24 protein-coding genes are annotated in these 26252 nt (G+C 66.8%); 7 read left to right on the forward strand and 17 right to left on the reverse strand.

All coding sequences use genetic code 11. From position 1 onward, the window contains the following. The first annotated feature begins 8 nt into the window (after window positions 1-8). Window positions 9-410 (forward strand): Cu(I)-responsive transcriptional regulator, encoded by a 402-nt coding sequence (gene cueR, locus ACGRVM_RS01735; RefSeq protein ID WP_377169313.1) that lies wholly within the window; start codon window positions 9-11, stop codon window positions 408-410. Window positions 411-543: 133 nt separating this feature from the next. Continuing rightward, on the forward strand, window positions 544-1311 hold the full coding sequence (locus ACGRVM_RS01740; protein ID WP_377169311.1) for a MauE/DoxX family redox-associated membrane protein: 768 nt from the start codon (window positions 544-546) through the stop codon (window positions 1309-1311). Window positions 1312-1350: 39 nt separating this feature from the next. On the opposite strand, the gene ACGRVM_RS01745 is transcribed toward ACGRVM_RS01740, so the two are convergent. From ACGRVM_RS01745 to ACGRVM_RS01760, 4 genes are all read right to left on the reverse strand, one after another. After that, window positions 1351-1911 (reverse strand): CHAP domain-containing protein, encoded by a 561-nt coding sequence (locus ACGRVM_RS01745; protein WP_377169309.1) that lies wholly within the window; start codon window positions 1909-1911, stop codon window positions 1351-1353. A 208-nt stretch (window positions 1912-2119) separates the two neighbouring features. Beyond that, complete coding sequence (locus ACGRVM_RS01750; protein WP_377169307.1) at window positions 2120-3178, reverse strand: methyltetrahydrofolate cobalamin methyltransferase; 1059 nt, start codon at window positions 3176-3178, stop codon at window positions 2120-2122. A gap of 21 nt (window positions 3179-3199) precedes the next feature. Continuing rightward, window positions 3200-4129, reverse strand: coding sequence for a methylenetetrahydrofolate reductase (locus ACGRVM_RS01755; protein WP_377169305.1), 930 nt, complete (start codon window positions 4127-4129; stop codon window positions 3200-3202). Between the two features lie 26 nt (window positions 4130-4155). Further along, window positions 4156-4476, reverse strand: a complete 321-nt coding sequence (locus tag ACGRVM_RS01760) for a virulence factor (RefSeq protein ID WP_377169303.1) — start codon at window positions 4474-4476, stop codon at window positions 4156-4158. 261 nt (window positions 4477-4737) lie between these two features. On the opposite strand from ACGRVM_RS01760, the gene ACGRVM_RS01765 reads away from it, so the two are divergent. Together ACGRVM_RS01765 and ACGRVM_RS01770 are read left to right on the forward strand one after the other, a co-directional pair. Beyond that, complete coding sequence (locus tag ACGRVM_RS01765) at window positions 4738-5856, forward strand: Ppx/GppA phosphatase family protein (RefSeq protein WP_377169301.1); 1119 nt, start codon at window positions 4738-4740, stop codon at window positions 5854-5856. Then, window positions 5853-6569 carry an RlmE family RNA methyltransferase gene (locus ACGRVM_RS01770; protein WP_377169299.1) on the forward strand — a complete coding sequence of 239 codons (717 nt, stop codon included), beginning with the start codon at window positions 5853-5855 and terminating at the stop codon, window positions 6567-6569. Before ACGRVM_RS01765 ends, ACGRVM_RS01770 begins: the two co-directional genes overlap by 4 nt. 3 nt (window positions 6570-6572) lie before the next feature. Here ACGRVM_RS01770 and ACGRVM_RS01775 read toward each other — a convergent pair whose 3' ends face one another. Then, on the reverse strand, window positions 6573-6755 hold the full coding sequence (locus ACGRVM_RS01775; protein WP_377169297.1) for a hypothetical protein: 183 nt from the start codon (window positions 6753-6755) through the stop codon (window positions 6573-6575). A gap of 213 nt (window positions 6756-6968) precedes the next feature. Between ACGRVM_RS01775 and ACGRVM_RS01780 the strand changes: the two genes are divergently transcribed. Beyond that, a complete protein-coding gene (locus tag ACGRVM_RS01780) occupies window positions 6969-7445 on the forward strand; it encodes a fasciclin domain-containing protein (RefSeq protein ID WP_377169295.1) in 477 nt (158 codons plus the stop codon). Between the two features lie 92 nt (window positions 7446-7537). Here the strand turns inward: ACGRVM_RS01780 and ACGRVM_RS01785 are convergent, their stop codons facing one another. Next, entirely contained in the window at window positions 7538-9799 is a 2262-nt protein-coding gene (locus ACGRVM_RS01785; RefSeq protein ID WP_377169292.1) for a hypothetical protein, read from the reverse strand. A gap of 153 nt (window positions 9800-9952) precedes the next feature. Here ACGRVM_RS01785 and ACGRVM_RS01790 point away from each other — a divergent pair, with 153 nt between their 5' ends. After that, window positions 9953-10615, forward strand: a complete 663-nt coding sequence (locus tag ACGRVM_RS01790) for a thiamine diphosphokinase (RefSeq protein ID WP_377170042.1) — start codon at window positions 9953-9955, stop codon at window positions 10613-10615. Window positions 10616-10618: 3 nt separating this feature from the next. Here ACGRVM_RS01790 and ACGRVM_RS01795 read toward each other — a convergent pair whose 3' ends face one another. From ACGRVM_RS01795 to ACGRVM_RS01825, 7 genes are all read right to left on the reverse strand, one after another. Beyond that, the gene (locus ACGRVM_RS01795) at window positions 10619-11566 is read right to left on the reverse strand and encodes a DMT family transporter (RefSeq protein ID WP_377169290.1); all 948 of its coding nucleotides are present in this window, start codon (window positions 11564-11566) and stop codon (window positions 10619-10621) included. Between the two features lie 7 nt (window positions 11567-11573). Next, a complete protein-coding gene (locus ACGRVM_RS01800) occupies window positions 11574-12947 on the reverse strand; it encodes an L-serine ammonia-lyase (RefSeq protein ID WP_377169287.1) in 1374 nt (457 codons plus the stop codon). Window positions 12948-13143: 196 nt separating this feature from the next. Next, window positions 13144-14415 (reverse strand): amidohydrolase family protein, encoded by a 1272-nt coding sequence (locus ACGRVM_RS01805; RefSeq protein ID WP_377169285.1) that lies wholly within the window; start codon window positions 14413-14415, stop codon window positions 13144-13146. Then, window positions 14415-15359: an ABC transporter permease gene (locus tag ACGRVM_RS01810; RefSeq protein WP_377169283.1), complete on the reverse strand. Its 945-nt coding sequence runs from the start codon at window positions 15357-15359 to the stop codon at window positions 14415-14417. Before ACGRVM_RS01810 ends, ACGRVM_RS01805 begins: the two co-directional genes overlap by 1 nt. Before the next feature lie 3 nt (window positions 15360-15362). Further along, on the reverse strand, window positions 15363-16412 hold the full coding sequence (locus tag ACGRVM_RS01815; protein ID WP_377169281.1) for an ABC transporter permease: 1050 nt from the start codon (window positions 16410-16412) through the stop codon (window positions 15363-15365). Next, window positions 16402-17958: an ABC transporter ATP-binding protein gene (locus ACGRVM_RS01820; RefSeq protein WP_377169279.1), complete on the reverse strand. Its 1557-nt coding sequence runs from the start codon at window positions 17956-17958 to the stop codon at window positions 16402-16404. The genes ACGRVM_RS01815 and ACGRVM_RS01820 overlap by 11 nt, the downstream gene beginning before the upstream one ends. After that, the gene (locus ACGRVM_RS01825; protein ID WP_377169277.1) at window positions 17959-19002 is read right to left on the reverse strand and encodes a BMP family protein; all 1044 of its coding nucleotides are present in this window, start codon (window positions 19000-19002) and stop codon (window positions 17959-17961) included. A gap of 323 nt (window positions 19003-19325) precedes the next feature. Here ACGRVM_RS01825 and ACGRVM_RS01830 point away from each other — a divergent pair, with 323 nt between their 5' ends. Then, window positions 19326-19781 carry a c-type cytochrome gene (locus ACGRVM_RS01830; RefSeq protein ID WP_377169275.1) on the forward strand — a complete coding sequence of 152 codons (456 nt, stop codon included), beginning with the start codon at window positions 19326-19328 and terminating at the stop codon, window positions 19779-19781. A 52-nt stretch (window positions 19782-19833) separates the two neighbouring features. On the opposite strand, the gene ACGRVM_RS01835 is transcribed toward ACGRVM_RS01830, so the two are convergent. From ACGRVM_RS01835 to ACGRVM_RS01850, 4 genes are read right to left on the reverse strand one after another with little or no spacing between them, the layout of a single operon-like run. After that, the gene (locus ACGRVM_RS01835; RefSeq protein ID WP_377169273.1) at window positions 19834-22272 is read right to left on the reverse strand and encodes a GcvT family protein; all 2439 of its coding nucleotides are present in this window, start codon (window positions 22270-22272) and stop codon (window positions 19834-19836) included. After that, the gene (locus ACGRVM_RS01840; RefSeq protein ID WP_377169271.1) at window positions 22269-23162 is read right to left on the reverse strand and encodes a phosphotransferase; all 894 of its coding nucleotides are present in this window, start codon (window positions 23160-23162) and stop codon (window positions 22269-22271) included. The genes ACGRVM_RS01835 and ACGRVM_RS01840 overlap by 4 nt, the downstream gene beginning before the upstream one ends. Further along, the gene (locus tag ACGRVM_RS01845) at window positions 23159-25156 is read right to left on the reverse strand and encodes an ABC transporter permease (RefSeq protein ID WP_377169268.1); all 1998 of its coding nucleotides are present in this window, start codon (window positions 25154-25156) and stop codon (window positions 23159-23161) included. Before ACGRVM_RS01845 ends, ACGRVM_RS01840 begins: the two co-directional genes overlap by 4 nt. Then, window positions 25153-26184, reverse strand: coding sequence for a quaternary amine ABC transporter ATP-binding protein (locus ACGRVM_RS01850; protein WP_377169266.1), 1032 nt, complete (start codon window positions 26182-26184; stop codon window positions 25153-25155). Before ACGRVM_RS01850 ends, ACGRVM_RS01845 begins: the two co-directional genes overlap by 4 nt. Between the last annotated feature and the right edge of the window lie 68 nt (window positions 26185-26252).

Genomic DNA, 26252 nt, shown 5'->3' on the forward strand with positions numbered 1-26252 from the left:
GGGCGCGCATGAACATCTCCGACGTCGCCGCCCGCTCGGGCCTGCCGCCCAAGACGATCCGCTATTACGAGGATATCGGCCTCATCGCGCCTCGGCGGAGCGCCAACGGCTACCGCGATTTCAGCGACAGGGACGTGCACCGTCTGGCCTTTCTGGGCCGCGCCCGCGCGCTCGGGTTCAGCATCGAGGATTGCCGCAGCCTGATGCGCCTCTACGAGGACCGCGCCCGCGAGAGCGCCGAGGTCAAGCAGATCGCCGAAGAGCATCTGGGCCATATCGACGCGAAGATCGCGGAGCTGACGCAGATGCGCGCGACGCTTGCGGCGCTGGTCGAGGCCTGTGCCGGGGATCATCGCCCGGATTGCCCGATCCTCGCCGATCTGGCCGCGCGGGAGTCGGGCGCGTCCTGAAAGGCTGGAGTCAAGCTTGCGCCCGAGATGCCGCCCGCGTGGAACCTTCCAGCGCCGGAACGTGGTTTTGCATGTGAGAGGCGCGCAGCCGCTGCGCGCGCGACATGCGGACCATTGGGAGAGGAGGTGCATCATGCCGAAGGACGATGCCAAGACGGCCACGCTCTACAGGATGGTTATGCCAGGCCATCTTTGCCCCTTCGGTCTCAAGTCCAAGGACCTGCTCGAGCGGGAGGGCTTCGAGGTCGAGGACCATCCGCTCACCAGCCGGGAGGAAACCGACGCCTTCATGGAGCGCCACGGCGTCGAGACGACGCCGCAGACCTGGATCGGGGACGAGCGGATCGGCGGCTATGACGATCTGCGCGTCTATTTCGGGCGCGACAAGCCCGAGGAGGAACGATCCGATACCTCCTATCAGCCCGTCATCGCGATTTTCGCGGTCGCTTTCCTGATGGCGCTGGGGCTGTCGTGGTTCACCTACGGGAGCCTGCTGACGCTGCGCGGCTTCGAGTGGTTCATCGCCATTTCGATGTGCTTTCTGGCCGTGCAGAAGCTTCAGGACGTCGAAAGCTTCTCGACGATGTTTCTCAATTACGACCTCTTGGCGCGGCGCTGGGTGCGCTACGGGTATCTCTATCCCTTCGCCGAGGCGTTCGCGGGCACCCTGATGGTCGCGGGCGCGCTCATCTGGCTGGCGGCGCCGGTGGCGCTTTTCGTCGGCACGGTGGGGGCGGTGTCGGTCTTCAAGGCAGTCTATATCGACAAGCGCGCGCTCAAATGCGCCTGCGTGGGCGGCGGCAGCAACGTGCCGCTCGGCTTCGTGTCGCTCACCGAAAACCTGATGATGATGGCCATGGGCATCTGGATGCCGCTCAAGCTCTACGTGCTCGGATGGTAGGGGCCGGGCAGGGCGGCGCGCCCGCCCGGCCGCGCCCGCTCAGCCCTGATCGGACGAGGGCGGCAGGATGAAGCCGTTGACCGGATAGACGCTGCCGAAGGCATCGGGGTTCGTCTCGACCCGCACCGCGGACCAGTCGCCCTTTTCCGACACGTCGATGACCGCCATGTCCTGACTGATCTGGTCGCGATGCCAGTTGGCATGATCGATGAGGATGCGGTCCTTGGCGACGACCTTCGAGACGACGGCCACATGGCCGAGCGGCATGGACGGCGTCGAGCGGAAGGACATGACAGATCCCGGCACCGGCGTCTTCGATTGCTCGAACGTGCCCTTGGCCTTGCCCCACCAGGTGTGGGCGTTGCCGCGAATGTCGATGCCGCTGACGTTGCGCGCGAAGGGCACGCACCAGACGCGCTGGCCCTTGGCCCGAAGCGCGGCAGCCTCGCGGAGCGCCATCGCCTCGCGCACGGGGTCGATCCCGCCGATCATCGGTGCCGTCTCGGTGCGGGGCGATCCCGCGCAGGCCGAGAGGGCAAGAGCCGCGATGCAAAGAAGCGGCGCGGCGCGCCATCGGGGCGAAATCGTCTTGATCGTCATGCGTGGCTTTGTCCTTCAACTGCCTCTCGCGCTCTGTCGGCGCTTTCGCATCACGTTTTGCTACACTTTTCCTTGAAACCGAAGTGATTTGAGAACGCTTGGCGAAAAACCGCCTGCCGCGAAGTCAACTGCCCGGAGACACGCCCCGCAACGCAAAAGGCCCCGCGCGATCGGCGGGGCCTTCGATTTATCGGCGCGCTCGGCGCTTTTACCGGCGACGGCGTCCGCCCACACGGCCCGCGCGGCCGCGGCCTTCGTGGCCGGCCTTCGGGGCCTGCTTGTTGAATTCGATCCAGGCGCCGCCATGCGGGTCGTTGTTGGTCAGGAAGTTGGCGGCGCGGATCGCCTCCATTTCCTTGCCGGGCTTGGGCATCGTGCTGCCGAGGCCGAAAAGCTGGCAGAAGGTCTCGTCATCCATGTCCTCGGGAATCTCGAGGCCGGTCGCGGCGACTTCGGCGCGCTTTTCCGCGATCTTCGAGGGCGGGACGGGCAGGGCGACCGGGTTCATGATGGCCGAGGTCATGCCGGCGCCCATCGCCATCGGCAGGAAGGCGTTGTTGATGCCGTGGCGGTTGGGCAGGCCGAAGCTGATGTTGGACGCACCGCACGTGGTGTTGACGCCCAGCTCTTCGCGCAGGCGCCGAACGAGGGTAAAGACCTGAAGACCGGCGGTGCCCATCGCGCCGATGGGCATGACCAGCGGATCGACCACGATGTCATGCGCGGGGATGCCGAAGTCGGCGGCACGCTCGACGATCTTCTTGGCGACGGCGAAACGCACGTCGGGATCTTCGGAAATGCCCGTGTCGTCGTTCGAGATCGCCACGACCGGCACGTTGTACTTCTTGACCAACGGCAGCACGAATTCGAGCCGGTCCTCCTCGCCCGTCACCGAGTTGAGGAGCGGGCGCCCCTCGCAGGCTTTCAGACCCGCTTCCAGCGCGGCGGGCACCGAGCTGTCGATGCAGAGCGGCAGATCGACGAGGCCCTGGACCAGCTCGACGATCTTGGTCATCAGCGGCGGCTCGGTCTCGTTCGGGTTGGGGTTCGAGTTATAGACCACGCCCGCGTTGATATCGAGAACGGTCGCGCCGCAATTGGCCTGGGCCACGGCATCCATCTCGACGGTCGAGAAATCCCCGGCCTCGAGCTCGGCCGCGAGCTTCTTGCGGCCCGTCGGATTGATGCGCTCGCCGATGACGCAAAAGGGCTCGTCAAAGCCGATGACGGCGGTTTTCGTTTTGCTCTCGACGATCGTGCGGGTCATGATGGTTCCTTGTTTACTTGATTATTGAGCCGAAGCGGGAACGCCCGAAGCGCCCGCATTCTCGATGGCCCATGTCGCATTCGCCTTGATACCGCCCAAGGGGAAGAAATGCACGTTGGTGATGTTGAAGTCCGGGTTGGCCGCCTTGTGGGCCGCGAGCGCGTCGATGACCTCGTTCGGCTCGTAGGGCAGCAAGAGCTTGGTCACGTCCATCGCGCGCTTCTGCAGCACCTTGAGCGACGGGCCGACACCGCAGGCGATGGCGAACTTGATGAGCGTCTGAAGCTTGGCGGGACCGGCGATGCCGATATGGATGGGCAGATCGATGCCATTGGCCTTCAGCGTGTCCGCCCATTCGATGATCGGGCCCGCCTCGAAGGCGAATTGGGTGGCGAGCGCCATCTCGGCATCCGAGGAATTCGCGAAGGCCTGCTTCCATTTCAGCGCGGCGCTGACATTGGTCATGCTGCCGTCGGGATCGATATCGCGGTTGCCTTCGGGATGACCCGCGACATGAAGGCGCTTGAAGCCCGCCTTGCCGAATTCGCCCGACTCCAGAAGCTGCATGGAGCTGTCGAATTCGCCATGCGGCTCGGTGACGCCGCCCGCCAGCACCAGCGCCTGATCGACGCCCGCCTCGCCCTGATAGCGCGCGATCCAGTCGGCCAGCGTCGCGCGGTCCTTGATGATGCGCGCGGGAAAATGCGGCATGACCGGGTAGCCGTCCTTGGCCAGACGCTTGGCCGTCGCGACCATGTCCTCGATCGGTGTGCCCTCGATATGGGCGATGTAGACGCGCGTGCCTTCGGGCAGCAGGTCGCGGAAATTCTCGACCTTCTCGGCGGTGCGCGGCATCACCTCGATCGAGTAATCCTTGAGAAGGGCCTCGACGGCGGCGGGGGGCGTGGCTGTTGCGGGTGCGCTGCGCTTCTTGAAGTTCAAAAGGGCCATGAGAGCCTCCTTAATCCCTGTTGGGGTCATGCCTGAGAGGGCGCGGCCGCGTCCTGCCATCCATCATTCGCGATCAGGGCCTTGATCCGATCGCGGTCGTATTCGGCGTCGATGCGCGCCGCCTCGGCCTCGGCGACGTCGGCGGCATCGCCCTCGACGCTGTAGGGCTCGGCCTTGCGCCATTCGGCTAGGTAATCGTCGGTGCCGGCGGCGCCGACCTTCATCGCCGCCCGGTCGATCGCCTGCTCGAAGCGTTCGGGCAACTGGCGCTTGGATGCGCTGCGCCCCTTGCCCGCGATGACCTGCGCGGGGATATCCCTCCAATAGACAATCGTGACATCGACCATGATGATTCCCCTTCCGCTGTCGGCCCCTTCTAATGCACCCCCCACGGGCTGCGGCGCCTGTTTTCGACCGAACACGCGTGTTGCGCGACGCATGCCGTTTGTAGCGCGGCGGGCGGTAAAGGGCCATCGCCGGAGGGCGCCGAAATATTCATCACCCATATGAGGTGAATGAGGGCCGGAGCGGGTGCATCGCGGGGGCGGGCTTGCGCAACGGGCGCGAAGATCATAATTTGGAGACAACTCGAAATGGAGGGCGTTCCAATGGCGCCCAAGCGTCCCGAAGGTGCGGGCGCAGTCCCGAAACCGGTTGAAAGCCCCGCGCCGAAACCGCCCGACCGGCCGCCGCTCTACGCGGCGCTGGACCTGGGTACAAATAGTTGCCGGATGCTGATCGCGGAGCCCCGCGGCAGTCAGTTCCGCGTGATCGACAGCTTCAGCAAGTCGGTGCAGCTCGGGGCGGGCCTCGAGTCTACCGGGCGGCTGTCGCGTGCGTCGATCGGGCGCACGATTCAGGCGCTGCGCGTCTGCCAGCAAAAGCTCAAGCGTCACAAGGTCCGCTCCATGCGCCTCGTCGCGACCGAGGCGACGCGCCGCGCGCAGAACGGCGCGGCCTTCATGGCGCGCGTCAAGCGCGAGACGGGCCTCGTCCTCGATGTGATCTCCCCGCTCGAGGAGGCGCAACTCGCCGTGGTGAGCTGCGCGCCGCTCGTCGCGCCCGAGACGGACCAGCTTCTCGTGGTGGATATCGGCGGCGGCTCGACCGAGCTTGTCTGGATCGACCTGACCGATGTGGCCCCGCCCGAGCGCAGCCGCGCGATCATGCGCCTGCATGGCGGCTTTCACGCCGCCGCGCCCGGCGAGGGGCCGCGCGCGCGGGTGGTCGATTGGATCAGCGTGCCGCTCGGCGTCGCCACCCTGCGCGACCAGTTCCGCGATGTCGATGACGATGCCGCGCGCTTCGCCCTGATGAGCTGGTTCTTCGAGGAGAACCTGACCGAATTCGCGCCCTACAAGAGCGAGCAGTCACGCAAGGGCTTTCAGATCGTCGGCACGAGCGGCACCGTCACGACCGTCGCCGCCAGCCATCTGGGCCTCAAGCGCTATGACCGCAATCGCGTCGACGGGCTGCGCATGACCTCGGACCAGATCGACGCGGTGATCCGCAACTATCTCGCCCTCGGCCCCGAGGGGCGGCGCGCCGATCCCCGGATCGGGCTTGACCGCCACGCGCTTATCATGTCTGGGGCGGCCATATTGCAGGCGCTCCTGCGCTGTTGGCCCACGGACCGGCTCTCGGTCGCGGATCGGGGCCTGCGCGAGGGGATGCTCTATGCGCAGATGTCGGCGGATGGCGTGCTGAGCACGCAGGAGGAAGCATGACCAAGGGACCGGACGGCAAGAACACATCGGGACGCGGCCAGCGCGATCTGACCGTCAAGGTCAAGTCGGCGCGCGGGCGGCGGGCCTCCTCGACGCGCTGGCTGCAACGCCAGCTGAACGATCCTTACGTGAAACGCGCGCAGGCCGAAGGCTATCGCGGGCGCGCGGCCTACAAGATCATGGAGCTCGACGACAAGTTCCGCTTCCTCGTGCCGGGCGCGCGCGTCGTCGATCTGGGCTGCGCGCCGGGCGGCTGGGTGCAGGTCGCCGTGCCGCGCATCAACGCGTTGGGGGAAAAGGGCGGCAAGGCCGTCGGCACCATCCTCGGGATCGATCTTCAGGAGATCGAACCCATCGCGGGCGCGACGCTGCATACGCTCGATTTCATGGAGGAGGGCGCGGACGAGAAGGTGAAGGAGTGGCTCGGCGGCAAGGCCGACGTGGTCATGTCCGACATGGCCGCCGCATCCTCGGGTCACAAGCAGACGGACCATCTGCGCATCATCTCGCTCTGCGAGGCGGCGGCGTATCTTGCGTTCGACGTGCTTGAGGAGGGCGGAACCTTCGTGTCGAAAGTGCTCGCCGGCGGCGCCGAGGGCGAGCTTCAGAAGCTCTTGAAACAGCGCTTCGCAAAGGTGGCGAACGTCAAACCGCCGGCCTCGCGCCCCGACAGCTCCGAGAAATTCGTCGTCGCCACCGGCTTTCGCGGCTGACGCTCAGCAGACCTTGGACCAGGACGCGGCGGCGCGCGCCGCGACGCGCGCCAGCGTTAGTGCATCCGCAACCGGCGCGCGGGCGAGGCGCTCGGCCACCCGCGCGGCGCGATCCTGTTGGCGGATCAGCTCGAAAAGGCGCGCATGGCGGGCCGGAGCGGGCGGATCAATGGCAAAATGTCGCATGTGTCTGCGTCCTGACTGGTGAGGTCGTGAGCCGACAATACCATGGAAATATGGGCATTCTCGGGCGCCGAGCCGGCAGAGGCGGGGCAGAGGCGAGGCGCCGCGCACGCATCGCTCGATTGATCACGCAGACGTGAGTGATCCTTATGAGGGTGCGCGGCGTAGTCCATTTATCGCCGATGACGGCGACACTCATGACAGGAGTTTTACGATATGATCCGCAGAACATTCATGGCACTCGCCGCATCCACCGCACTGGCGATGCCCGCCTTCGCCGCTGAAAAGGACATCGTCGACACCGCGGTCGACGCCGGCAACTTCTCCACGCTGGTCGCCGCCGTCGAGGCCGCGGGCCTCGTTGAGACGCTGAAAGGTGAAGGCCCGTTCACCGTTTTCGCTCCCACCGACGAAGCGTTCGCGGCTCTGCCCGAAGGAACCGTCGAGGACCTGCTCAAGCCCGAGAACAAGGACAAGCTGACCTCGATCCTGACCTACCACGTCGTCCCCGGTAAGGTGATGTCGGGCGATCTGTCGGACGGCATGACCGCCGCGACGGTCGAGGGCACCGACGTGACGATCAAGACCGAAGGTGGCGTCATGGTCAACGAGGCCACTGTCAGCACCGCCGACATCGAGGCGTCGAACGGCGTCATCCATGTCATCGACAGCGTGCTGATGCCGTCGATGTAAGCACCTCAGGCTCGGCGCGGTTTGCCGGGCCTTTGGAAAACGCAGCGCCGCCGGGAGCGATCCCGGCGGCGCTTTGCGTCCCTGATAAGCGATCAGGCGGATTGGCGGAATTCCGTCACATCGGTGATCGCGAAGCGCCCGCCCTTCAGCTTTTGCAGCTTGCCCTGGCGCAGAAGCTGCCCGAAGGAGCGCAGCCCGTCCTCGCGCGAGAATTCTTCGTCCTGAGCCTCGCGCAGTTTCTGCATCAGCATGGGGCGCGAGAATTGGGGCATCCCCTCGACATCGGCCATATAGGCCGCCGCCGCCTCGAGCATCTCGGTCAGGTTGCTTGCGCCCATCTGCTCGGCGAAGGCCGCGAAACCGGGCGCGTCCTTGACCTCTTCGCGCGACGCGGCCTCGGGGGCCGGGGCCAGATCGGCGCGGGTGATGCGGCGCGGGCGCACCGGCGCGGTGCCCGTGTCGATGCGCTGCTCGGCCACCAGTTTGAGCGGGGCCGGGCGCTGAGGCGCGGCGGCGCTGGGGCGCGGTGTCGAGCCGGTGGACACGGGGCGCGGGCGGCGGGGGCGCACGGCGGTCTGCAGATCGTCGCGGTAGGGGCGATCGTCCACATCGGCCTGCATCGCGCCCCCGGCGCGCCGCTCGGCACGGGTGGCGGCGACGGCGGCGCGCAGGTGCTGGATCGCGCTGCGCCGCTCGTTCGAGGCCGGCTCTTCGAGCTGGGTGTCGGCCTCGTCGAAGATGCGCGCGGCCTGCGCGTCGGGCGCGGGCGTGTCCAGCCGCTTGCCGCGGCTCTCGGCCTCATCGCGGGCGCTTTTTTCTTCGGCGGCGGGTGCGTTGTCCGCGTCCTCGTCCTCGAACTCATCGGACATGAAGTCGTCCGGGAGTTCCTCGGCGTCGAGGTCGCTTGCGTCCATCTTCTCGTCGTCGTCCATCGCCGCGTCCGCGTCCGCGTCCGGGCGGACGGCGTCGAGCGCCGCATCGGGTGCGCGCGCGTTTTGCAACTCGGCCTCGACCTCGGCCAGCTCGCGCTGAAGCTCGGCTTCGGCTTCGGGGCTGAGCACGGAGGCGCTGTCCGCCTCCTCCGTCTCTTCCTCGAATTCGCCGCCGGCCAGCGCCGCATCGAGATCGGCGCGCTTCATCTTGACCACGCGCGCGGCGAGCGGACGCTCGTCCTCGTCGCCGGTCTTCGCGTCCAGGGCGCCGACGGCCTCCTTGGCGCGCGCATCCGCCGCGTCTGCCTCGCTCGGCGTCATCGCATCGGCCAGAAGCTGCGCAAGCGTGTCGTTGGCGTCATCTGAGGAGGTGTCGGCGTCGTCCTCGCCGAAGATGTTGTCATCGTCCTCGTCGTCGGCTGCGGCCTCGATCGCAGCGTGGTCTTCGGCCTCTTCGGGCATCTCGGCCGCCTCGGCCGCGTCCTCTGCGTCGTCGTATGACGCGTAGTCGAACGAGTCGATGCCGTAGGGATCATCGTCATTCTCCGCGCTCTCGGCGGGCATGTCGGCATCCGCCTCGGCGGCCACTTCGGGCTGCGACAGGCGGGTCAGGATATCCGCGTCCGACTCGGCCTCGTCTTCGGTATCATCGGCGGCGGCGGCGTCTGCCGGCTTTTCCTCGGCCTCATTGGCCTCTGCCACCTCGGCGGGCGCGGGCATGTCCTCTTCATCGGCTTCCGGCTCGAACGCCTCCTCGAGGCTGTCGAGATCGACGGGCGCGGGCGCGTCTTCATCCTCGAAGGAATCGTCCACCTCCGGCATGGCCTGCTCGACCGTTTCGGCCTGCTCTTGCTCGGCCGGGGAAGGCGCCTCGGCCTCGGGCGTTTCGGTCAGGAAGTCCTGCGCGTGCTCGTCCTCGTCGAAACCGGGTGCGCCGGTGCCGGCGGGCGCGGCGACGGCGCGGATGCGGCGCAGCTTGTCGGCGATGCTCTCGGCGGCGGGCGCGGAGGCGCGGGCCGTGGGCGCGGGCATGAACGCCGCCTCGTCGGGCATGTCCTCGGCGTCCGGCTTGGCGAAAGCGGGCTCGGCAGCGGCAGGCGCGGGCTGGGGCGCGGCCTCGGCCTTTGGGGCGGGCGCGGCGGCGGCGGGCTCGGCGGTCAATGCCGAAGGGCCGGCCTTGAGATGATAGGCGCCGTTGGTGCCGTGCGCCTCGACGCGGCGCGAGATTTCGCGCTCGGCGATGCGGGCCAGCATCTCGGCATCGGGGCTGGGCGGCTCGGCGCCGAAATACCGGTCATCGGCGGCCAGATCGCGGAAATACTCGGCAATCGCCTTCATGGTGTTGAACGAGTCGTCAAAGCCCTCCAACGTGCACGAGAACGTGCCGTAGGAGACCGTGAGGATCTTGCTGTTGCTGACCATCTGAAATCGCCTTTCATTGACTGCGACGCCATTCTTTACCATGGCAGGCAAGCCCAAAGCGGCCCGAATCTGCGATATTCACCGTATCATTTCATGGCGAGATTGTGATTTGTTTCCCCAACGCCCGGAAGTGCGAAGGATTTTACCTTGATTGTGCATAAATCTGATCCAATCGCGCTGATCGGCGGCGCGCAGCTCTCGGACAGCGTGCTTGAGAAGGCGCTTTCCCATGGCGCGCGCCTCGTCGCGGCCGATGGCGGGGCCGTCACGCTCGCGGCGCGCGGGATCGTCCCCGACGCGGTGATCGGCGATTTCGACTCGATCCCGGAGGAGGTCCGCGCGGCGCTGCCCGAGGAGATCCTGCACCCCATCGCCGAACAGGACAGCACCGATTTCGAGAAATGCCTCGCGCGGATCGATGCGCCGCTGATCGTGGGGGCAGGGTTCAGCGGGCAGCGGGTCGATCACCAGCTTGCGGTCTGCAACGTGCTGGTGCGCTGGCCCGCGCGGCGCTGCGTGCTCGTGAGCGAGGATGATGTGATGTTCCTCGCGCCGCCCGCATTCGCGCTGGCGCTTCCGGAGGCGTGCCGCGTCTCGCTCTTCCCGATGGGCGCGGTCGAGGGGCGCTCGGAAGGGCTGAACTGGCCCATCGGAGGGCTGGTGCTGACGCCCGACGGGCAGATCGGCACATCGAATTTCGCCACCGGCCCCATTCAGCTGAGCGTGACGGCGGCGAAACTTCTGGTGATCCTGCCCGCCGCGCATCTCGATCTCGTGGTCCGGATGCTGATGGAGAACCCGGCGCGCTGGCCCTGAGGGTCAGGGCTGCGGCAGGGGCCGGCGCTCGAGATGCCGCTCGCGCAGAAAGACGAAGAGCCCCGAGCCGACGATGAGCGCGATGCCGCAAAAGGCCATCGCGTCGGGCAGATCCCCGAAGATCCAGAAGCCGAAGGCGGTAGCGGTGACGATCTCGAGATATTGCACCGGCGCCAGCGTCGAGGCCGGCGCGAACTTCAGAGCGAAGCTGATGCAGATATGGCTGACCGTCGCGGCGAGGCCGAGGCCGACCAGAAGCCACATCTCGCGCGCGGCCGGCCATTCGGGATCGAATTGCGCAAGGCCGGAGCCGTTCGCGGCGACGAGGACCGGAACCGCCAGCACCAGCGCGGCGAGGCCGGTATAGGCCTGAAGCGTGATCGGGTGCATCCGTGTCGCCATGCGCCGCGTGAGGATCATGTAGAAGGCGAAGAGCAGCGCCGTGACGAGCGGCAAAAGCGCGGGCGCGCCCACGTCCTGAAAGCTGGGCCGGATCACCAGCATCGCGCCGACGAAGCCGATGGCGCAGGCGATGTAGCGGCGCGGGCCGATCGCCTCGCCCAGAAGAAGCCCGCCCAGAAGCGTCAGGATGAAGGGCTCGACGAAGAAGATCGCGATGGCGTCGGCCACGGGCATGAATTGCAGCGAGAAGAAGAAGCAGCCCGTGGCGACCAGAAGGAGCGCGGCGCGCACGAGATGCAGACCGCTTTCGGCCCGGTCCGGGCGATGCAGCCAGCCCATCGCCCAGGCGAGCGGCGTCAGCAGCAGCGCCTGCGCGAAAAAGCGGATCGCGGCCACCTGCGCCACCGGCAGCGCGCTGCCGATCAGCTTGGCGAAGCTGTCCATGATGGGCGCGGTCAGCGAGAAGGCGACCATCAGAAGGATGCCGAGCGTCACCCGCGCGGCGGGCAGGGCGCTCAGGCCGGGGGCTGTCGGCGGGGCGGCCTGCATGGCGCGCTCAGCAATTGGGCACATTGACGGCGAGGCCGCCGAGTGAGGTTTCCTTGTACTTGTCCATCATGTCCGCGCCGGTCTGGCGCATCGTCTCGATACAGGCGTCGAGCGGGACGAGGTGCGTGCCGTCCCCGCGCATGGCGAGCGAGGCCGCCGAGACGGCCTTGATCGCGCCGAGGCCGTTGCGCTCGATGCAGGGCACCTGGACAAGGCCCTTGACCGGATCGCAGGTCATGCCGAGGTGATGCTCGAGCGCGATCTCGGCCGCGTTCTCGATCTGCATGGGCGTGCCGCCCATCACGGCGCAGAGGCCCGCGGCGCCCATCGCGGCGGCACTGCCCACCTCGGCCTGACAGCCCGCCTCGGCGCCCGAAATGCTGGCGTTGAACTTGACGAGGCCGCCGATGGCGGCAGCGGTCAGCAAGAAATCCTCGACATGCGCCTCTGAGGCGCCGGGATAGTGGTCGAGGTAGTAACGGATGACCGCAGGCACGACGCCCGCCGCGCCGTTGGTCGGCGCGGTGACGACTTGCCCGCCGGCGGCGTTCTCCTCGTTCACGGCCATGGCGTAGAGGCTCATCCAGTCGTTGATCTTGTGCGGCGCTTGCAGGTTCGTGCCCCGCTCGGCGATGAGCGCGTCGCGGATGCCCTTGGCGCGGCGCTTGACGTTGAGCCCGCCGGGCAAGATGCCGTCGGTGTTCATGCCGCGCTCGATACAGTCGTTCATCACCTGCCAGATGCGCTTGACGCCCGCCGTCATGTCCGTCTCGCCCTTGCGGGAAATCTCGTTGGCCTTCTTCATCTGGGCGATGGACTTGCCCGATGTCTCGGCCATCTGGAGCATCTCAGCGGCGGATTTGAACGGGTAGGGCACGGGCGCGCCCTCTTCGGTGTTGCGCCCCGCCGCCAGCTCGGCCTCTGTCATCACGAAGCCGCCGCCGATGGAGTAATAGGTCTCCTGAAGGATCGTGTCGCCCTGGCTGTCGGTCGCCATCAGGATCATGCCGTTCGCGTGCCCGGGCAGGTTCGGGCCGAAATCGAAGACCAGATCCTCCTTCGGGTTGAAGCGGAGCGTGCCGAGACCTTCGGGCGAGAGCGTATGCGTCTCGCGGATATGCTCCATGACCGTCTCGGCCTTCTCATGATCGTAGGTCTCGGGCACGAAGCCCGCGAGGCCGAGGATCGTCGCGCGGTCGGTCGCATGGCCGATGCCCGTGAAGGCGAGGCTGCCATGGAGCGATCCCTTGACCCCGTGGCAGGTGAAGGGTGCGGCGCGCATCTTGTCCAGAAAGCGCGCGGCAGCCACCATCGGCCCCATCGTGTGCGACGAGGACGGGCCGATGCCGACCTTGAACATGTCGAAGACGGAGAGGAACATTGCGGCCTCCTTGGGGCGTTGGGCGAGCAGTGCGTGCTGCGGCTCTTGTGACAGCCTATCCGCACGCGGCCTATACCGAAAGCGACATGCCGGAGCGGTCTTGTGTCATGCGGCGCGGAAGGGGCTTCGCCCCTCGGCGGAGGCTTTCTGCGAAACCCTCCGCCTCACCCCAAGATATTTCGGGCAAGAAGAAAGATCAGGCGCCGTGACGGCAGCGGATACGCGCCGGACGACCGGGCAGGCTCAGCGCCGCGTCCATCCTCGGGGCGCGCGAGATGACGCGGCCCTTGGCGATGACGCACAGACGCGCGGCGCGCAGGCGCAATGCCTCGGTCGGCGTGGCGGCGTCGAGGATGACGAGCGAGGCCTGAGCGCCCTCGTGAAGGCCATAGCCCTCGAGTCCCATGATCTTCGCGTTCTCGGACGTGACCATGTGAAAGCAGCGCGCCATCTCCTCGGGCGAGGACATCTGCGCGACGTGAAGCCCCATGAAGGCCACATCCAGCATGTCGGCGGTGCCGAGCGGATACCACGGATCGAGCACGCAATCCTGCCCCCAGCCGACGGTGATGCCATGGGCCTGCATTTCCTTGACCCGCGTGAGGCCGCGCCGCTTGGGAAAGGTGTCGTGGCGGCCCTGGATCATGATGTTGATGAGCGGGTTGGGCACCGCCGAGACGCCCGCCTCGGCGATCAGCGGCAGGAGTTTCGAGACGTAGTAATTGTCCATCGAATGCATCGAGGTGAGGTGGCTGCCGTTGACGCGTCCCGAAAGGCCGAGGCGCTGGGTCTCGAAGGCGAGCGTCTCGATATGGCGGCTCATCGGATCGTCGGTCTCGTCGCAATGCATGTCGACGCGCAGGCCCCGCGCGGCGGCGATCTCGCAAAGCTCGCGGACCGAGGCGGCGCCGTCGGCCATCGTGCGCTCGAAATGGGGGATGCCGCCGACGACATCGACGCCCATATCGAGGGCGCGGATGGTGTTCTCGCGCGCGGTGGGGTCGCGGTAGAGGCCGTCCTGCGGGAAGGCGACGAGTTGCAGGTCGATATAATCCTTCACCCGTTCGCGCACCTCCAGCATGGCGCGCACGCCCTTGAGGCTGTCGTCGCAGGTGTCGACATGGCTGCGGATCGCCAGAAGGCCCATCGAGGCGGCCCAGTCGCAATAGGCGAGGGCGCGCTCGACCATCTCCTCTTCGGTGACGATCCGCTTCAGCTCGCCCCAGAGGCCGATCCCCTCGAGAAGCGTGCCCGAGGCGTTGATGCGCGGTGTGCCGTAGCTCAGCGTCGCGTCGAGATGGAAATGCGGATCGACGAAGGGCGGCGAGACGAGATCGCCGGCGGCCTCGATCACCTCGCCGGCCTCGCCACCGAGTTGGCCGATCGCCTTGATGCGTCCCGCCGCGATCCCGATATCGGCGACGCGCCCGTCCGGCAATGTGCCGCCCTTGACGAGGATGTCGAACATCAGCGTTCTCCCTTGTTGAACGGCACCATGAGGGCGGCGGGGACCTCGGCGCGGCGCGACATGACGACGAGCGCGAGGATCGACAGGAAATAGGGCATCATCAGGAAGACCTGATAGGGGATTTCGGCCCCGAGCGGCGTCTGTTGCAGGCGGATCTGCGCCGCATCGAAAGCCGCGAAGAGGATCGCGCCGAGGAGGGCCTTGCCCGGGCGCCAGGCGCCGAAGACGACGAGCGCGATGCAGATCCAGCCGCGCCCGTTCACCATCTCGAAGAAGAAGCTGTTGAAGGCCGACATGGTGAGGAACGCGCCGCCGATGGCCATGAGGCCGCTGCCGACCATGACCGCGCCCATGCGGATGCCCGTGACGGAGAGGCCCTGCGCCGCCACCGCCTGCGGATTTTCGCCCGCCGCGCGGACGGCGAGGCCGAGCGGTGTGCGGTAGAGCGTGATCGACACGATCAGCACCATCGCAAAGGCCAGATAGGTGAGCGGCGTCTGCGCGAACAGCGCGGGACCGATCAGCGGGATCTCCGACAGGAACGGGATCTCGAGCGGCTGGAACGCCTCGATCTTGGGCGGGGAGGTCACTTCGGGCAGGGCGAGGCGGTAGGCGAAATAGGTGCTCGACGTCGCCAGAAGCGTGACGCCGAGGCCGACCACATGCTGCGAGAGGCCGAAGGGCACGGTCAGGATCGAATGGACGAGGCCGAAGCCCATGCCGACGACGAAGGCGACCATGACGCCCGGCCAGAGACCGAGGCCCGAATAGACCGCCATCCAGCCCGCGAAGGCGCCCGCGACCATGATGCCCTCGATCCCGAGGTTCAGAACGCCCGCCCGCTCGCAGATGAGCTCGCCCAGCGTGGCGAAGATGAGGGGCGAGGCGATGCGGATCGCGGCGGTCCAGAAGCTGGCGGTGAGAAGGATCTCGAGAATGTCCATGGCCTACTCCCTCACCACGCGGAACCGGGTCAGAAGGATCGCGACCACCATCAAGAGGAGCGCCGTGGCCAGCATGATGTCCGCAAGATAGGTCGGAACGCCCACGGCGCGGCTCATGCTGTCGGCGCCCACGAATATGCCCGCGACGAAGAGCGCGGCGGCGATGACGCCGAGCGGATTGAGCAGCGCCAGCATGGCCACGATGATGCCCGTGTAGCCGAAGCCGGGGCTTAGATCGAGCGTGAGATTTCCCTTGAGCCCCGCGACTTCGGAATAGCCCGCGAGCGCCGCGAGACCGCCCGAAAGGAGCGCGGTCTTGATCAGGACGCGGCCCACCGGGATGCCCGCGAATTCCGCGGCCTCGCGGTTGAGGCCGACCGCCCGCATCTCGTAGCCGAGCGTTGTGCGCGCGCCGATGATCCAGACGATACCGGCCGCGATCAGCGCGAGCCCGAAGCCCCAATGAAGGCGCAGGCCCTCGGCCATGCGGGGCAGGCGCGCCTCGTCGATGAGGCGCGGCGATTTGGGCCAGCCCATGCCCATCGGATCCTTGAGCGGGCCTTCGAGCAGCATCGAGATGAAGAGCAGGAAGATGAAGTTGATGAGCAGCGTCGTCACCACCTCGTCGACGCCGAGCCGCACCTTGAGGAGCGCCGGGATCAGCAGCAGAACGGCGCCCGCGATCATGGCGAGGACCGCCATGGCCGGCAGGAGCAGGGCGCTCGGCCAGCCCAGCAGACCGGTGCCGAGCACCGCCACGACGAGCGCGCCGGCATAAAGCTGCGCCTCGGCCCCGATGTTCCAGAGCCGTGCGCGAAAGGCGACGGCGACGGCGAGGCCGGTGAAGATGAGCGGGGTCGCGCGGTTGAGCGTCTCGAGGAGCGCGAATTGGCTGCCGAACGCGCCCTTGAGGATGAGGCCGAGCACCGAGAAGGGATTGGCGCCCGCCATCATCGCCAGAAGCGAGGCCACGAGCACCGTGGCCGCGATGGCGAGCGCGGGCGGGGTGAGCGTGCGGGCGAGCGATGGATTGGCGATCGGCTCAAGACGCATGAGACGCCTCCCGGGCATCCTCGGCGAAGCCATGGCCTGCCATCCAGACACCCAATTCGGCGGGAGTCATGCTGCCGCGCGCGAAGGGTGGTGACAGGCGGCCTTCGGAAATGACGTGAATGACGTCCGACAAGGCCATGATTTCATCCAGATCTTCGGAAATGAGTAGCACCGCCGCGCCGCGATCGCGCGCGGCCAGCAGCTGCGAATGAACATAATTCACCGCGCCGATATCGAGGCCGCGCACCGGCTGGTTGGCGAGGATGATGCGCGGCTCGCCCTCCATCACCCGGCCGAGGATCAGCTTTTGCATGTTGCCGCCCGACAGAAGCCGGATGCGCGTTCCCGGACCGGGGCAGCGCACGTCGTAGCCCGCGATGATCCCTTCCGCGAAAGCGCGCGCCCGGCGCCAGTCCAGCCAGCCGTTGCGGCTGAAGGGCGCATCGCGGTAGGTTTCGAGGATGGCGTTCTCTGTCAGATCGAAATCGGCGATGGTGCCGGTCTTGTGCCTGTCCTCGGGGATGCGGGCGATGCCGGAATGAACGGCCTCGCGCGGCGACCATGCCGTGACCTCGGCGCCGTTCAGCGCCAATCTGCCCGAGGCGGGACGGATCACCCCGCCGACAAGCGCGGCGAGCGCCGCCTGACCGTTGCCCGAAACCCCCGCAAGGCCGGTGATCTGACCGGCATGAAGCGTGAAATCGAGCGATTTGAGCCCCGGCGCCGCGCCCTGATCGGGGGTCGAGACGCCGGTGAGCGACAAAAGCGGCGCGCCGGGTGTGCCGGGGGCCGCCTTGGGGGCCGCCACCTCACCGCCGACCATGCGCGCGGCCAGATCGTGCCTGTCCGTGCCCGATGTCGGCCCCTCATGCACGACCTTGCCGTGGCGCAGGATCACCACGCGGTCCGAGATGGCCATGACCTCGTGCAGCTTGTGCGAGATGAAGATGATCGAAAGGCCGAGCGCCACCGCCTTGCGCAGCGTCTCGAACAGGTCAGTCGTCTCCTGCGGGGTCAGCACCGCCGTCGGCTCGTCGAGGATGAGGATGCGCGCGTCGCGGTAGAGCGCCTTGAGGATCTCGACCCTCTGCCGCTCGCCCACGGTGAGCGTGCCGACACGGGCATCGGGATCGACGCTCAGCTTGAAATCCTGGCTCAGCCGCACGATCCGCGCGCGCGCCGCCGCGCGGTCCTGGCCGAGCGACCAGAGCGAGCGGGTGCCGAGGGTCACATTTTCGAGCACGGTCATGTTCCCGGCCAGCGTGAAATGCTGGTGCACCATGCCGACGCCAGCATCGAGCGCGGAGCGCGGATTGCCCGGGGGCAGGGCACGGCCCATGACTTCGACGCGTCCCGCATCGGCCGTGTATTGGCCGAAGAGGATGTTCATCAGCGTCGTCTTGCCCGCGCCGTTCTCGCCCAGAAGGGCGATGACCTCGCCCTTGTGCAGGGTGAGGTCGATCGCGTCATTGGCCTTGAAGGCGCCGAAACTCTTGGTGATCTGGTCGAGGCGCAGGACGACCTGCGCCTCCTTGTCTTCAGGCATTTATTGGGACTTCGGCTCTTCGTCGTTGATCTCGGTGATGTAGTCGCCCGACATGATCTCGGCCTTGCGCTGCTCGACGAGGTCCATCGCCTCCTGCGGGACCTTGCCCGCGAAGGTGCCGAGCGGGGCGAGCTCCGCGCCGCCTTCCTTCATGAAGGAGAACTTGCCGTAATCGTCGGCGGTGAAGGTGCCGGCCTTGACCTGGCTGATCGCCATGTTGAGCGTCGGCTCGAAATTCCAGATCGCCGAGGCGACGACGGTCTCGGGGTATTCGGCCTGCGTGTCGATCACGTTGCCGATGGCCAGAACGCCCTTTTCCTGCGCCGCGTCGCTGACGCCGAACCGCTCGGCATAGAGCATGTCCGCGCCGTTCTCGATCATCGCATAGGCGGTTTCCTTGGCGGCGGGCGGATCGAACCACGAGCCGATGAAGCTGACCTGGAACTTGGCATCGGGATTGGTTTCGCGCACGCCGGCCATGAAGGCGTGCATGAGGCGGTTCACCTCGGGGATCGGGAAGCCGCCGACCAGGCCGATATTGCCGCTTTCGCTCAGAGATCCTGCAATGATACCGGTCAGATACGAGGCGTCCTGAATGTAGTTGTCGAAGACCGCGAAATTCGGAAGCGCGGGGTCCGGCTTGAAGCTCGAGCCCAGAAGGAAGGCGATATCGGGATATTCGGCCGCGACGTCGCGGGCCTCCTGCTCGACCGCGAAGGCCTCGCCGATGATGAGCTCGGTGCCCGCTTCGGCATATTCACGCATCACGCGCGCATAGTCGGTGTTGCTGACATTCTCCGAGAAGGTGTATTCGATATCGCCGCGCTCCTGAGCCGCCACGGCGGCCTTGTGGATGCGGCTCACCCATTGCTGTTCGACCGGAACGGTATAGACGGCGGCGACCTTGATCGGCTCCTCGGCCATCAGAGGGCGGGCGCCCGAGAAAAGACCGGCGGTCAGCGCGGCGGCAGCGGCGGTGGCCAGAAAGCGGCGGCGCGTCAGGTGGCCCATCGGGCTGCGCTTGGGTGTCGATACCTTGGTCATGTAACTGGATCCCCTCAGGAAGTTTGGCATGCGCCGATCAGGGTAAAATCAAATCCCGGCGATGGCCAGAGCTTTGACGCGCGCGTGGGCTTTGGAGAGGTTTTCGCGCGCCCTGCCGAAGCTGCGTGCCCAACTCTTGGCACTTTCGCATGGCGGAGCAGCGCGTTAGCTTCGGCATGGACGGCCCTCTTTCATCCGGCGCCCTGCGGCAAGGTGCCGCCTCGCACAGCAGGGTCCTGGGGGAGAGTGTCGGAACCACGGGGCCAACCGATGGGTTTGCCCGGCAAGTAGGAATAGGCCCGCGATCGGGCCAAGGAGGACTGATGAAGCCGAATTTCGCAACAGCCACCGCAGCCGCATTCATGCTGGCCGCGCCAGCCTTTGCCGCGGAAGGCGCCGCCCCCACGGGTGATGCCGCCGCGGGCGAAGAGGTTTTCGCCAAGCAATGCGTGACCTGCCATGTCGTCAAGGACGATTCGGGCGAGCTTCTGGCCGGCCGCAACGGGCGCCAGGGGCCGAACCTTTATGGCGTCGCGGGCGCGCCCGTCGCGCATGTGGAGGATTTCAAATACGGCAAATCGACCATGGAAGCCGCCGAGAAGGGTCTTGAGTGGACCGAGGAGAATTTCGTGGGTTATGTGCAGGATCCGACCGGATGGCTGCGCGACGTGCTCGAGGACGACCGTGCGCGCTCGAAAATGAGCTGGAAGGTCCGCGACGAACAGGATGCGAAGGATCTTTACGCCTATCTGCACTCCATTGGCCCGGACGCCGAGTGACTCTGGTAACGCGATAAGCGACAAGAGGGGCGGGCCGCGATGGCCCGCCCTTTCACGTTTTGACCCGCTCCATCTTCGGATCGTAGAGCGGCGCGAGGTGGATTTGGGCCGCCACCCGGTCGCCCGCGACCTCGAGCTGATAGCTCCCGGCCGCCACTTCGTCGCGCGTCAGAACATCGTCCGAGCGCACATAGCCCATGCCGATCGGCGCTCCGATCGTGTGGCCGTAGCCCGCCGAACTCAGCCAGCCGCAGCGCTTGCCGTCTTTCAGGATCGTCTCGCGCCCCGACAGGATCACGCCCGGATCTGCGGTGAAGCTGGCCATCATCTTGCGCACGCCCTTCGCCTTCTGCGCTTCGCAGGCGGCACGGCCCCGGAAATCGAGATCGGTCTTGAGCTTGACGGCCCAGCCGAGCCCCGCTTCGAACGGCGTATGATCCGGCCCGATATCCGCGGCCCAGGCGCGATAGCCCTTTTCGAGCCGCAGGGTCTCGAGCGCGCGGTAGCCTGCGTTGCGCAGCCCGTGCGCCGCGCCCGCTTCGGAAAGCCTGGCATGGACGGGGGTCGCGTATTCGGTCGGGATATGCAGCTCCCAGCCCAGCTCGCCCACATAGGTCACGCGCAGCGCGCGGACCGGCGCGCCCGCGATGCCGATGGTCCGGACCGCGCCGAAGGGGAAGGCCGCGTTCGAGACATCCGCATGCGTGACCGACTGAAGGATATCGCGCGCCTTCGGTCCCATCAGCGACAGCACCGAATAGGCCGATGTCACATCGAAAAGCTGCGCGTTCATGCCGGCGGGAATGTTGCGCGCGATATGGTCGAAATCATGCGTGGCGAAGCCTGTGCCGGTGACGATGTAGAACGTATCCTCGGCCACCCTTGCGCAGGTCAGATCGCACTCGATGCCTCCGTGATCGTTGAGCATCTGTGTATAGGTCAGCTTGCCCACCGGCCCGCGCACGTCATTCGCCGCGATCCAGCCCAGCGCGGCCTCGGCATCCGGGCCTTTAAGCACGAATTTGGCGAAGGAGGTCTGATCGAAGATCACCGCCGCCTCGCGCGCCGCCTTGTGCTCGCGCGCGACGGCGCCCTGCCAGTTGGGCGTGCCGAAAGTGTAGATGTCATGCGCCTCCTCGCCCGGCTCGGCGAACCAGTTGGGCCGCTCCCAGCCCAGTTTCTCGCCAAAGACGGCGCCCTGAGATTTCAGCACATCGTAGAGCGGGGACTTGCGGCAGGGGCGCGCGCTTGTCTGCTCCTCGCTGGGCCAGGCCATCGTGTAATGCTTGCCATAGGCTTCGTAGGTGCGCGCGCGGATCCAGTCATCGTCGAAATGCGGGCGCCCGAAGCGGCGGATATCGACGGCCCAGAGATCGTAGGGCGGCTGCCCCTTGGCGACCCATTCCGCGAGGGCCATGCCCGCGCCGCCGCCCGCCGCGATGCCGTAGGCGTTGAAGCCCGCGCCGACGAAGAAATTGCGCAGCTCGGGCGCCTCGCCGAGGATGAAATTGCCATCGGGTGTGAAGCTTTCGGGGCCGTTCGTGAGCGTCTTGATGCCTGCGGTCTCGAGCGCCGGGACGCGGCCCAGCGACAATTCCATCAATTGCTCGAAATGGTCGAAATTGCTGTCGAGAAGCGTGTAATGGAACCCCTTCGGAATGCCGTCCCTGGCCCAGAGGATCGGGTTCGCCTCGTAGCCGCCCATGACGAGGCCGCCGACCTCCTCCTTGTAATAGGTCAGCCGGTCGGGATCGCGCAGGGTGGGCAGGTCCGGGGTGACGCCCTCGATCGGTTCGGTCACCATGTATTGATGCTCGACCGGAACGAGCGGGACATTGACCCCGACCGTCTTGGCGAAGGCCCGCGTCCACTGACCGCAGCAGGCGATGACGATGGGCGCGTCAATGCGGCCCTTTTCCGTCTCGACGCCCTTGATGACGCCATCTTCGACGATAACCTCCGTCACTTTAGTATCCTCGAAGATGCGCGCGCCCTTTTGCCGTGCGCCCTTGGCCAGCGACAGGGTGATGTCCGAGGGGTTCGCTTGCCCGTCCGTGGGCAGGTAGGCCGCGCCGATCACGTCATCGACCTGCATCAGGGGCCAGAGCTTCTGCGCTTCGGACGGCGTCAGTAGTTCCATCTCCAGCCCGAAACTATGTGCTGTGGTCGCCTGCCGTTTGACTTCGGTCCAGCGCTCCTCGTTGCAGGCAAGGCGCAGGCCGCCGTTCATCTTCCAGCCCGTCGCCTGGCCCGTCTCGGCCTCGAGCCGTTTGTAGAGATCGACGGAATAGCCCAGAAGCTGCGTGATGTTGGCGCTCGAGCGCAACTGGCCCACGAGGCCCGCCGCGTGAAAGGTGGTTCCCGAGGTCAGCTTCTTGCGCTCGAGCAGCACCACGTCCCACCCTAGATCGGCGAGGTGATAGGCGGTCGAGCAGCCTATGATGCCGCCGCCGACGATGACCGCTCGGGCCTCTTTTGGAAAGTCGCTCATGTCAGGTGTCCTTGGGCTTTGAGGGCGGCCAGCGCCTCGCGGTAGCGGCCGAGATTCTTGTCGGTGTAATCGGCATAGTCGAAATCGATGGCGGAGGTCTGCTCGCTCACCATCGACCACATCGTCTCGCGCAGGAGCGAGGCGCATTTCATCGCCTCATAGCTGCGCCAAAGGTCCGGGCCGGGCGCGTCGCCATGGTATCGCGCCAGCATCGCCTCCTCGGCCTCGCGCGGCAGGGCGGCGTTGCTGGCCAGCCCGCCCAGATCGAAGAGGGGCGAATTCCAGCCGCCGTATTCCCAGTCGATCAGCCACATGCGGCTGTCGTCTCGCAGGATGTTGGCGGGCAGAAGATCGTTATGGCCGAGCACCATCCGCACCGGGCCGACGGCCCGCTCGAGCGCATCCGCCTCCTCCAGAAGGCCGCTCAGCTTCGGCGTGTGGCGCGAGCCGCGCTGGCGCAGGTCATGCGCGTAGCTGCGCAGGATGTGAAAGACCCAGAAGGCGAGCGTCGGGCCGTGCGCGTGTCTCGGCAGATCGCGGTGGAGCTGTGCCACGAGGTCCGTCGCCTGCATGAGCGTCGCCTCGTCGTGCAGATCCTCTTCGGTGAGCGCGGTGCTGGGGATGTAGTCGATCACCAGCGCGCCCTCCTGATGGTGGCGCACGGGCGGAGAGAGGCCCGCATCGGCGGCGGCATGGCTCAAAGCCAGTTCGTGCCAGCGCAGGATGCCATGCTCGGGGATGTCCTGCCCGAGCCGCACCACGTAATCGCGGCCCGCATCGGTGACGCGAATATTGTGATTGGTGATGCCGCCGTCCAGCGGGGCGGCCGCCGTGACATCGCTCCAGCAGGGCAGGGCGCGCGCGGCGGCGATGGCGTCATCGGGTGTCATGTCAGTCCCAGCCTTTCCTTCGATCGTCGCGCCATGGCCGAAATGATGCGATCCGCGATGATGGCGATGAAGGCCACCGCGACGCCCGCCACGATGCCTTGCCCGGTATTGGCCTTGGTCAGTGCGATATAGACTTCCTGCCCCAGATCGCGCGTCCCGACGAGCGCGGTGATGACCAGCATCGAGAGCGCCAGCATGATCGTCTGGTTAAGACCCAGCAGCAGCGAGGGCGCGGCGAGCGGCAGCTTGATGCGCCACAGAAGCTGCCGGGGCGTGCACCCCGCGACCAGCCCCGCCTCGATCATCTGCGGATCGACCGAGCGCACGCCATGCGCGGCATAGCGCACGGCCGGGGCGAGCGCGTAGAGCACGACCGCGATCATGGCCGAGAATTCCCCCACCCGGAAGAGCATGACGACCGGGATGAGATATACGAAACTGGGCAGCGTCTGCAGCGTGTCGATGAAGGCGCCGACCCAGGCATGCGCCCGCGCGCGCTGCCCGGCCCAGATGCCAAGGGGCACGCCGATGGCATAGGCGATCAGAACCGAGACACCGCAAAGATAGACCGTCGTCATCGCCTCGTTCCAAAGGCCCACGCAGGCGATGAGCGCGGTCATGATCCCGGCCATCAGCCCCAGCTTCCAGCCTCCGATGCGCCCCGCCGCGAGCGCTGCCGCGACGATGCCCCAGGCCCAGGGAATGCCGGTGAAGAAGCGTTTGACCGGCAAGAGAAGCCAGGTGAGGAAGAAGGACTTGATCGCATCGAGCGTGTCGAAGAACGTCACGTTGATCCAGCGCATCGCATCCTCCCAGAAGGCGGAGGTGGTGAGGGTGAGCCGCTCGGGATAGTCCTGAACGAAGGGGATCGCGAGACCGGCGAGATAGGTGCCCGCGACGATCAGCGCGGCGGCGACGAGATAGGGATGACGCTGCAAGGGGCCGGCGCCCTGGGCTGGCACCGCGTCCGGCAGGCGGGTGGCGAAGGCCTGGCTGACCCGGTCGAGCGCGATGGCGATGACCACGATGGCGAGGCCCGCCTCGATCCCGCCGCCGATATCGAGGCTGCGCAGCGCGCTCAGCACGTCGAAGCCGAGGCCGCCTGCGCCGATCATCGACGCGATGATCACCATGTTGAGCGAGAGCATGATGACCTGATTGACGCCCACCATCAGCGTGGGTCCCGCGCTGGGCACAAGGACCTTCCACATCATCTGGCGCCGCGTGCAGCCCGCCATATGGCCCGCCTCCACCACTTCGGGCGGCACGGTCTGCAAGGCGACCGTGGCGACGCGCACCATCGGGGGCATCGCGTAGATCACCGTCGCCACCAGCGCCGAGACGGGGCCGAAGCCGAACAGAAAGAGGATCGGCACCAGATAGGCGAAGATGGGCACCGTCTGCATGAGGTCGAGCACCGGGCGCAAGGCCCGCTCGAACCAGGGCGCGCGGTAGCACGCGATACCGAGCGCGAGGCCGCCCAGGACGCCGATGGGCACGGCGATGACCACCGAAGCGAGCGTCACCATCGCGCTCTGCCATTGGCCGAAGACGGCGAGATAGGCGAAGCAGGCACCGACGAGCGCGGCGAGCGTCCAGTCCTTGGCATAGCGCGCCAGCATCACCATCAGCGCGGTCACCGCCAGCCAGCTGAGGGGCGGCGCGATCTCGACCGCGTTCGAGCCGAGGCCGCTGATGAAGCCGTCCGCCAGAAGGGCGCGCGCCGCGTCGTAGGGAATTTCGATCAGCCCCGAGATGAAGCGGGTCAAGTCGCGAAATGTGAAGAGACCGAATGTGGCATCCTCCAGCAGCCAGCGCATGAAGGCCGAAATCCAGCCCTCGAAATCCACTTGCCAGCCCGCGGGGAAACGGATGATCCAGCGCGCGTCGAACGCCTTGTAGAGCGCGAAGGAGTACTGCGACAAAAGCCACGTCACCGCCAGAAGCCCCCACCAGAAGAGGGCGCCGGGCGTGCTGATCCGCCGCCAGATCATGCAGGGGCGCCCGCCCGCTGCCGCCCGATCAGCACGTCGATCACCGCGGCGGCGCCGAGTTGCCCGATGGGCCTGCCCGCCTCTATCACCCGGAACGGGTGCGGGGCGGCTTCGACCGCGTCGGCCACGTCCGCGACGCGCGCGCTGGCCTCGAGATCGCCCGCAAAGGGGCCATCCCCCAGAGGCGCCATCACGCTGCGGGTTGTGAGAACCTTGCCGCGCGGGATATGTTTCGTGAATTCAGCGACATAGCCAGTCGCGGGGTTCAGCACCAGCTCCTCGGGCGTCGCGGTCTGCACGATGCGCCCGTCCTTCATCACCGCGATGCGGTCGGCGAGGCGGATCGCCTCGTCGAAATCATGCGTGATGAAGACGATGGTCTTGTGCAGAAGCCCCTGAAGGCGCAGGAATTCGTCCTGCATCTCGCGCCGGATCAGCGGATCGAGTGCCGAGAACGGCTCGTCGAGAAACCAGATCTCGGGTGCGCCCACGAGGCTGCGGGCGATGCCGACGCGCTGCTGTTGCCCGCCCGAAAGCTGGCGCGGAAAATAGTGCTCGCGGCCCTTGAGGCCGACGATCTCGATCATCTCATGCGCGCGGGCTTCGCGCTGGGCGCGCGGCGCGCCCTGAACCTCGAGCGGGAAGGCCACGTTCTGCAGGACGGTCAGATGCGGCAGAAGCGCAAAATTCTGAAAGACCATGCCGATCTTTTTGCGGCGAAGCTGCGTGAGCTGCGCCTCGCTCATGGCCAGAAGGTCGTCGCCGTCGAATTCGATCGCGCCGCCTGTCGGCTCCACGAGGCGCGAGAGACACCGCACCAGCGTGGACTTGCCCGAGCCGGAAAGCCCCATGATGACGAAGATCTCGCCCTCGCGGATTTCGACATCGGCAGCGCGCACGGCGCCGATCATGCCCGCCTCGCGCAGCGCGGCATCCTCGGGCGACGGGTTTCGGGCGAGAAACTGCACAGGGTCGGGGCCGTAGAGCTTCCAGACATCGCGGCAGATCAGCTTGGGGGCGCGGGGCATCGGCACCTCGGGTGGTGGTCGTTCGGAACGGGGGCAGCGAAAAAACGGGGGGCAAGTCGCGCCCCCCG

Origin of the sequence: Roseovarius aquimarinus (genome assembly GCF_043661195.1) — a bacterium.
Taxonomy (GTDB): domain Bacteria; phylum Pseudomonadota; class Alphaproteobacteria; order Rhodobacterales; family Rhodobacteraceae; genus Roseovarius; species Roseovarius aquimarinus.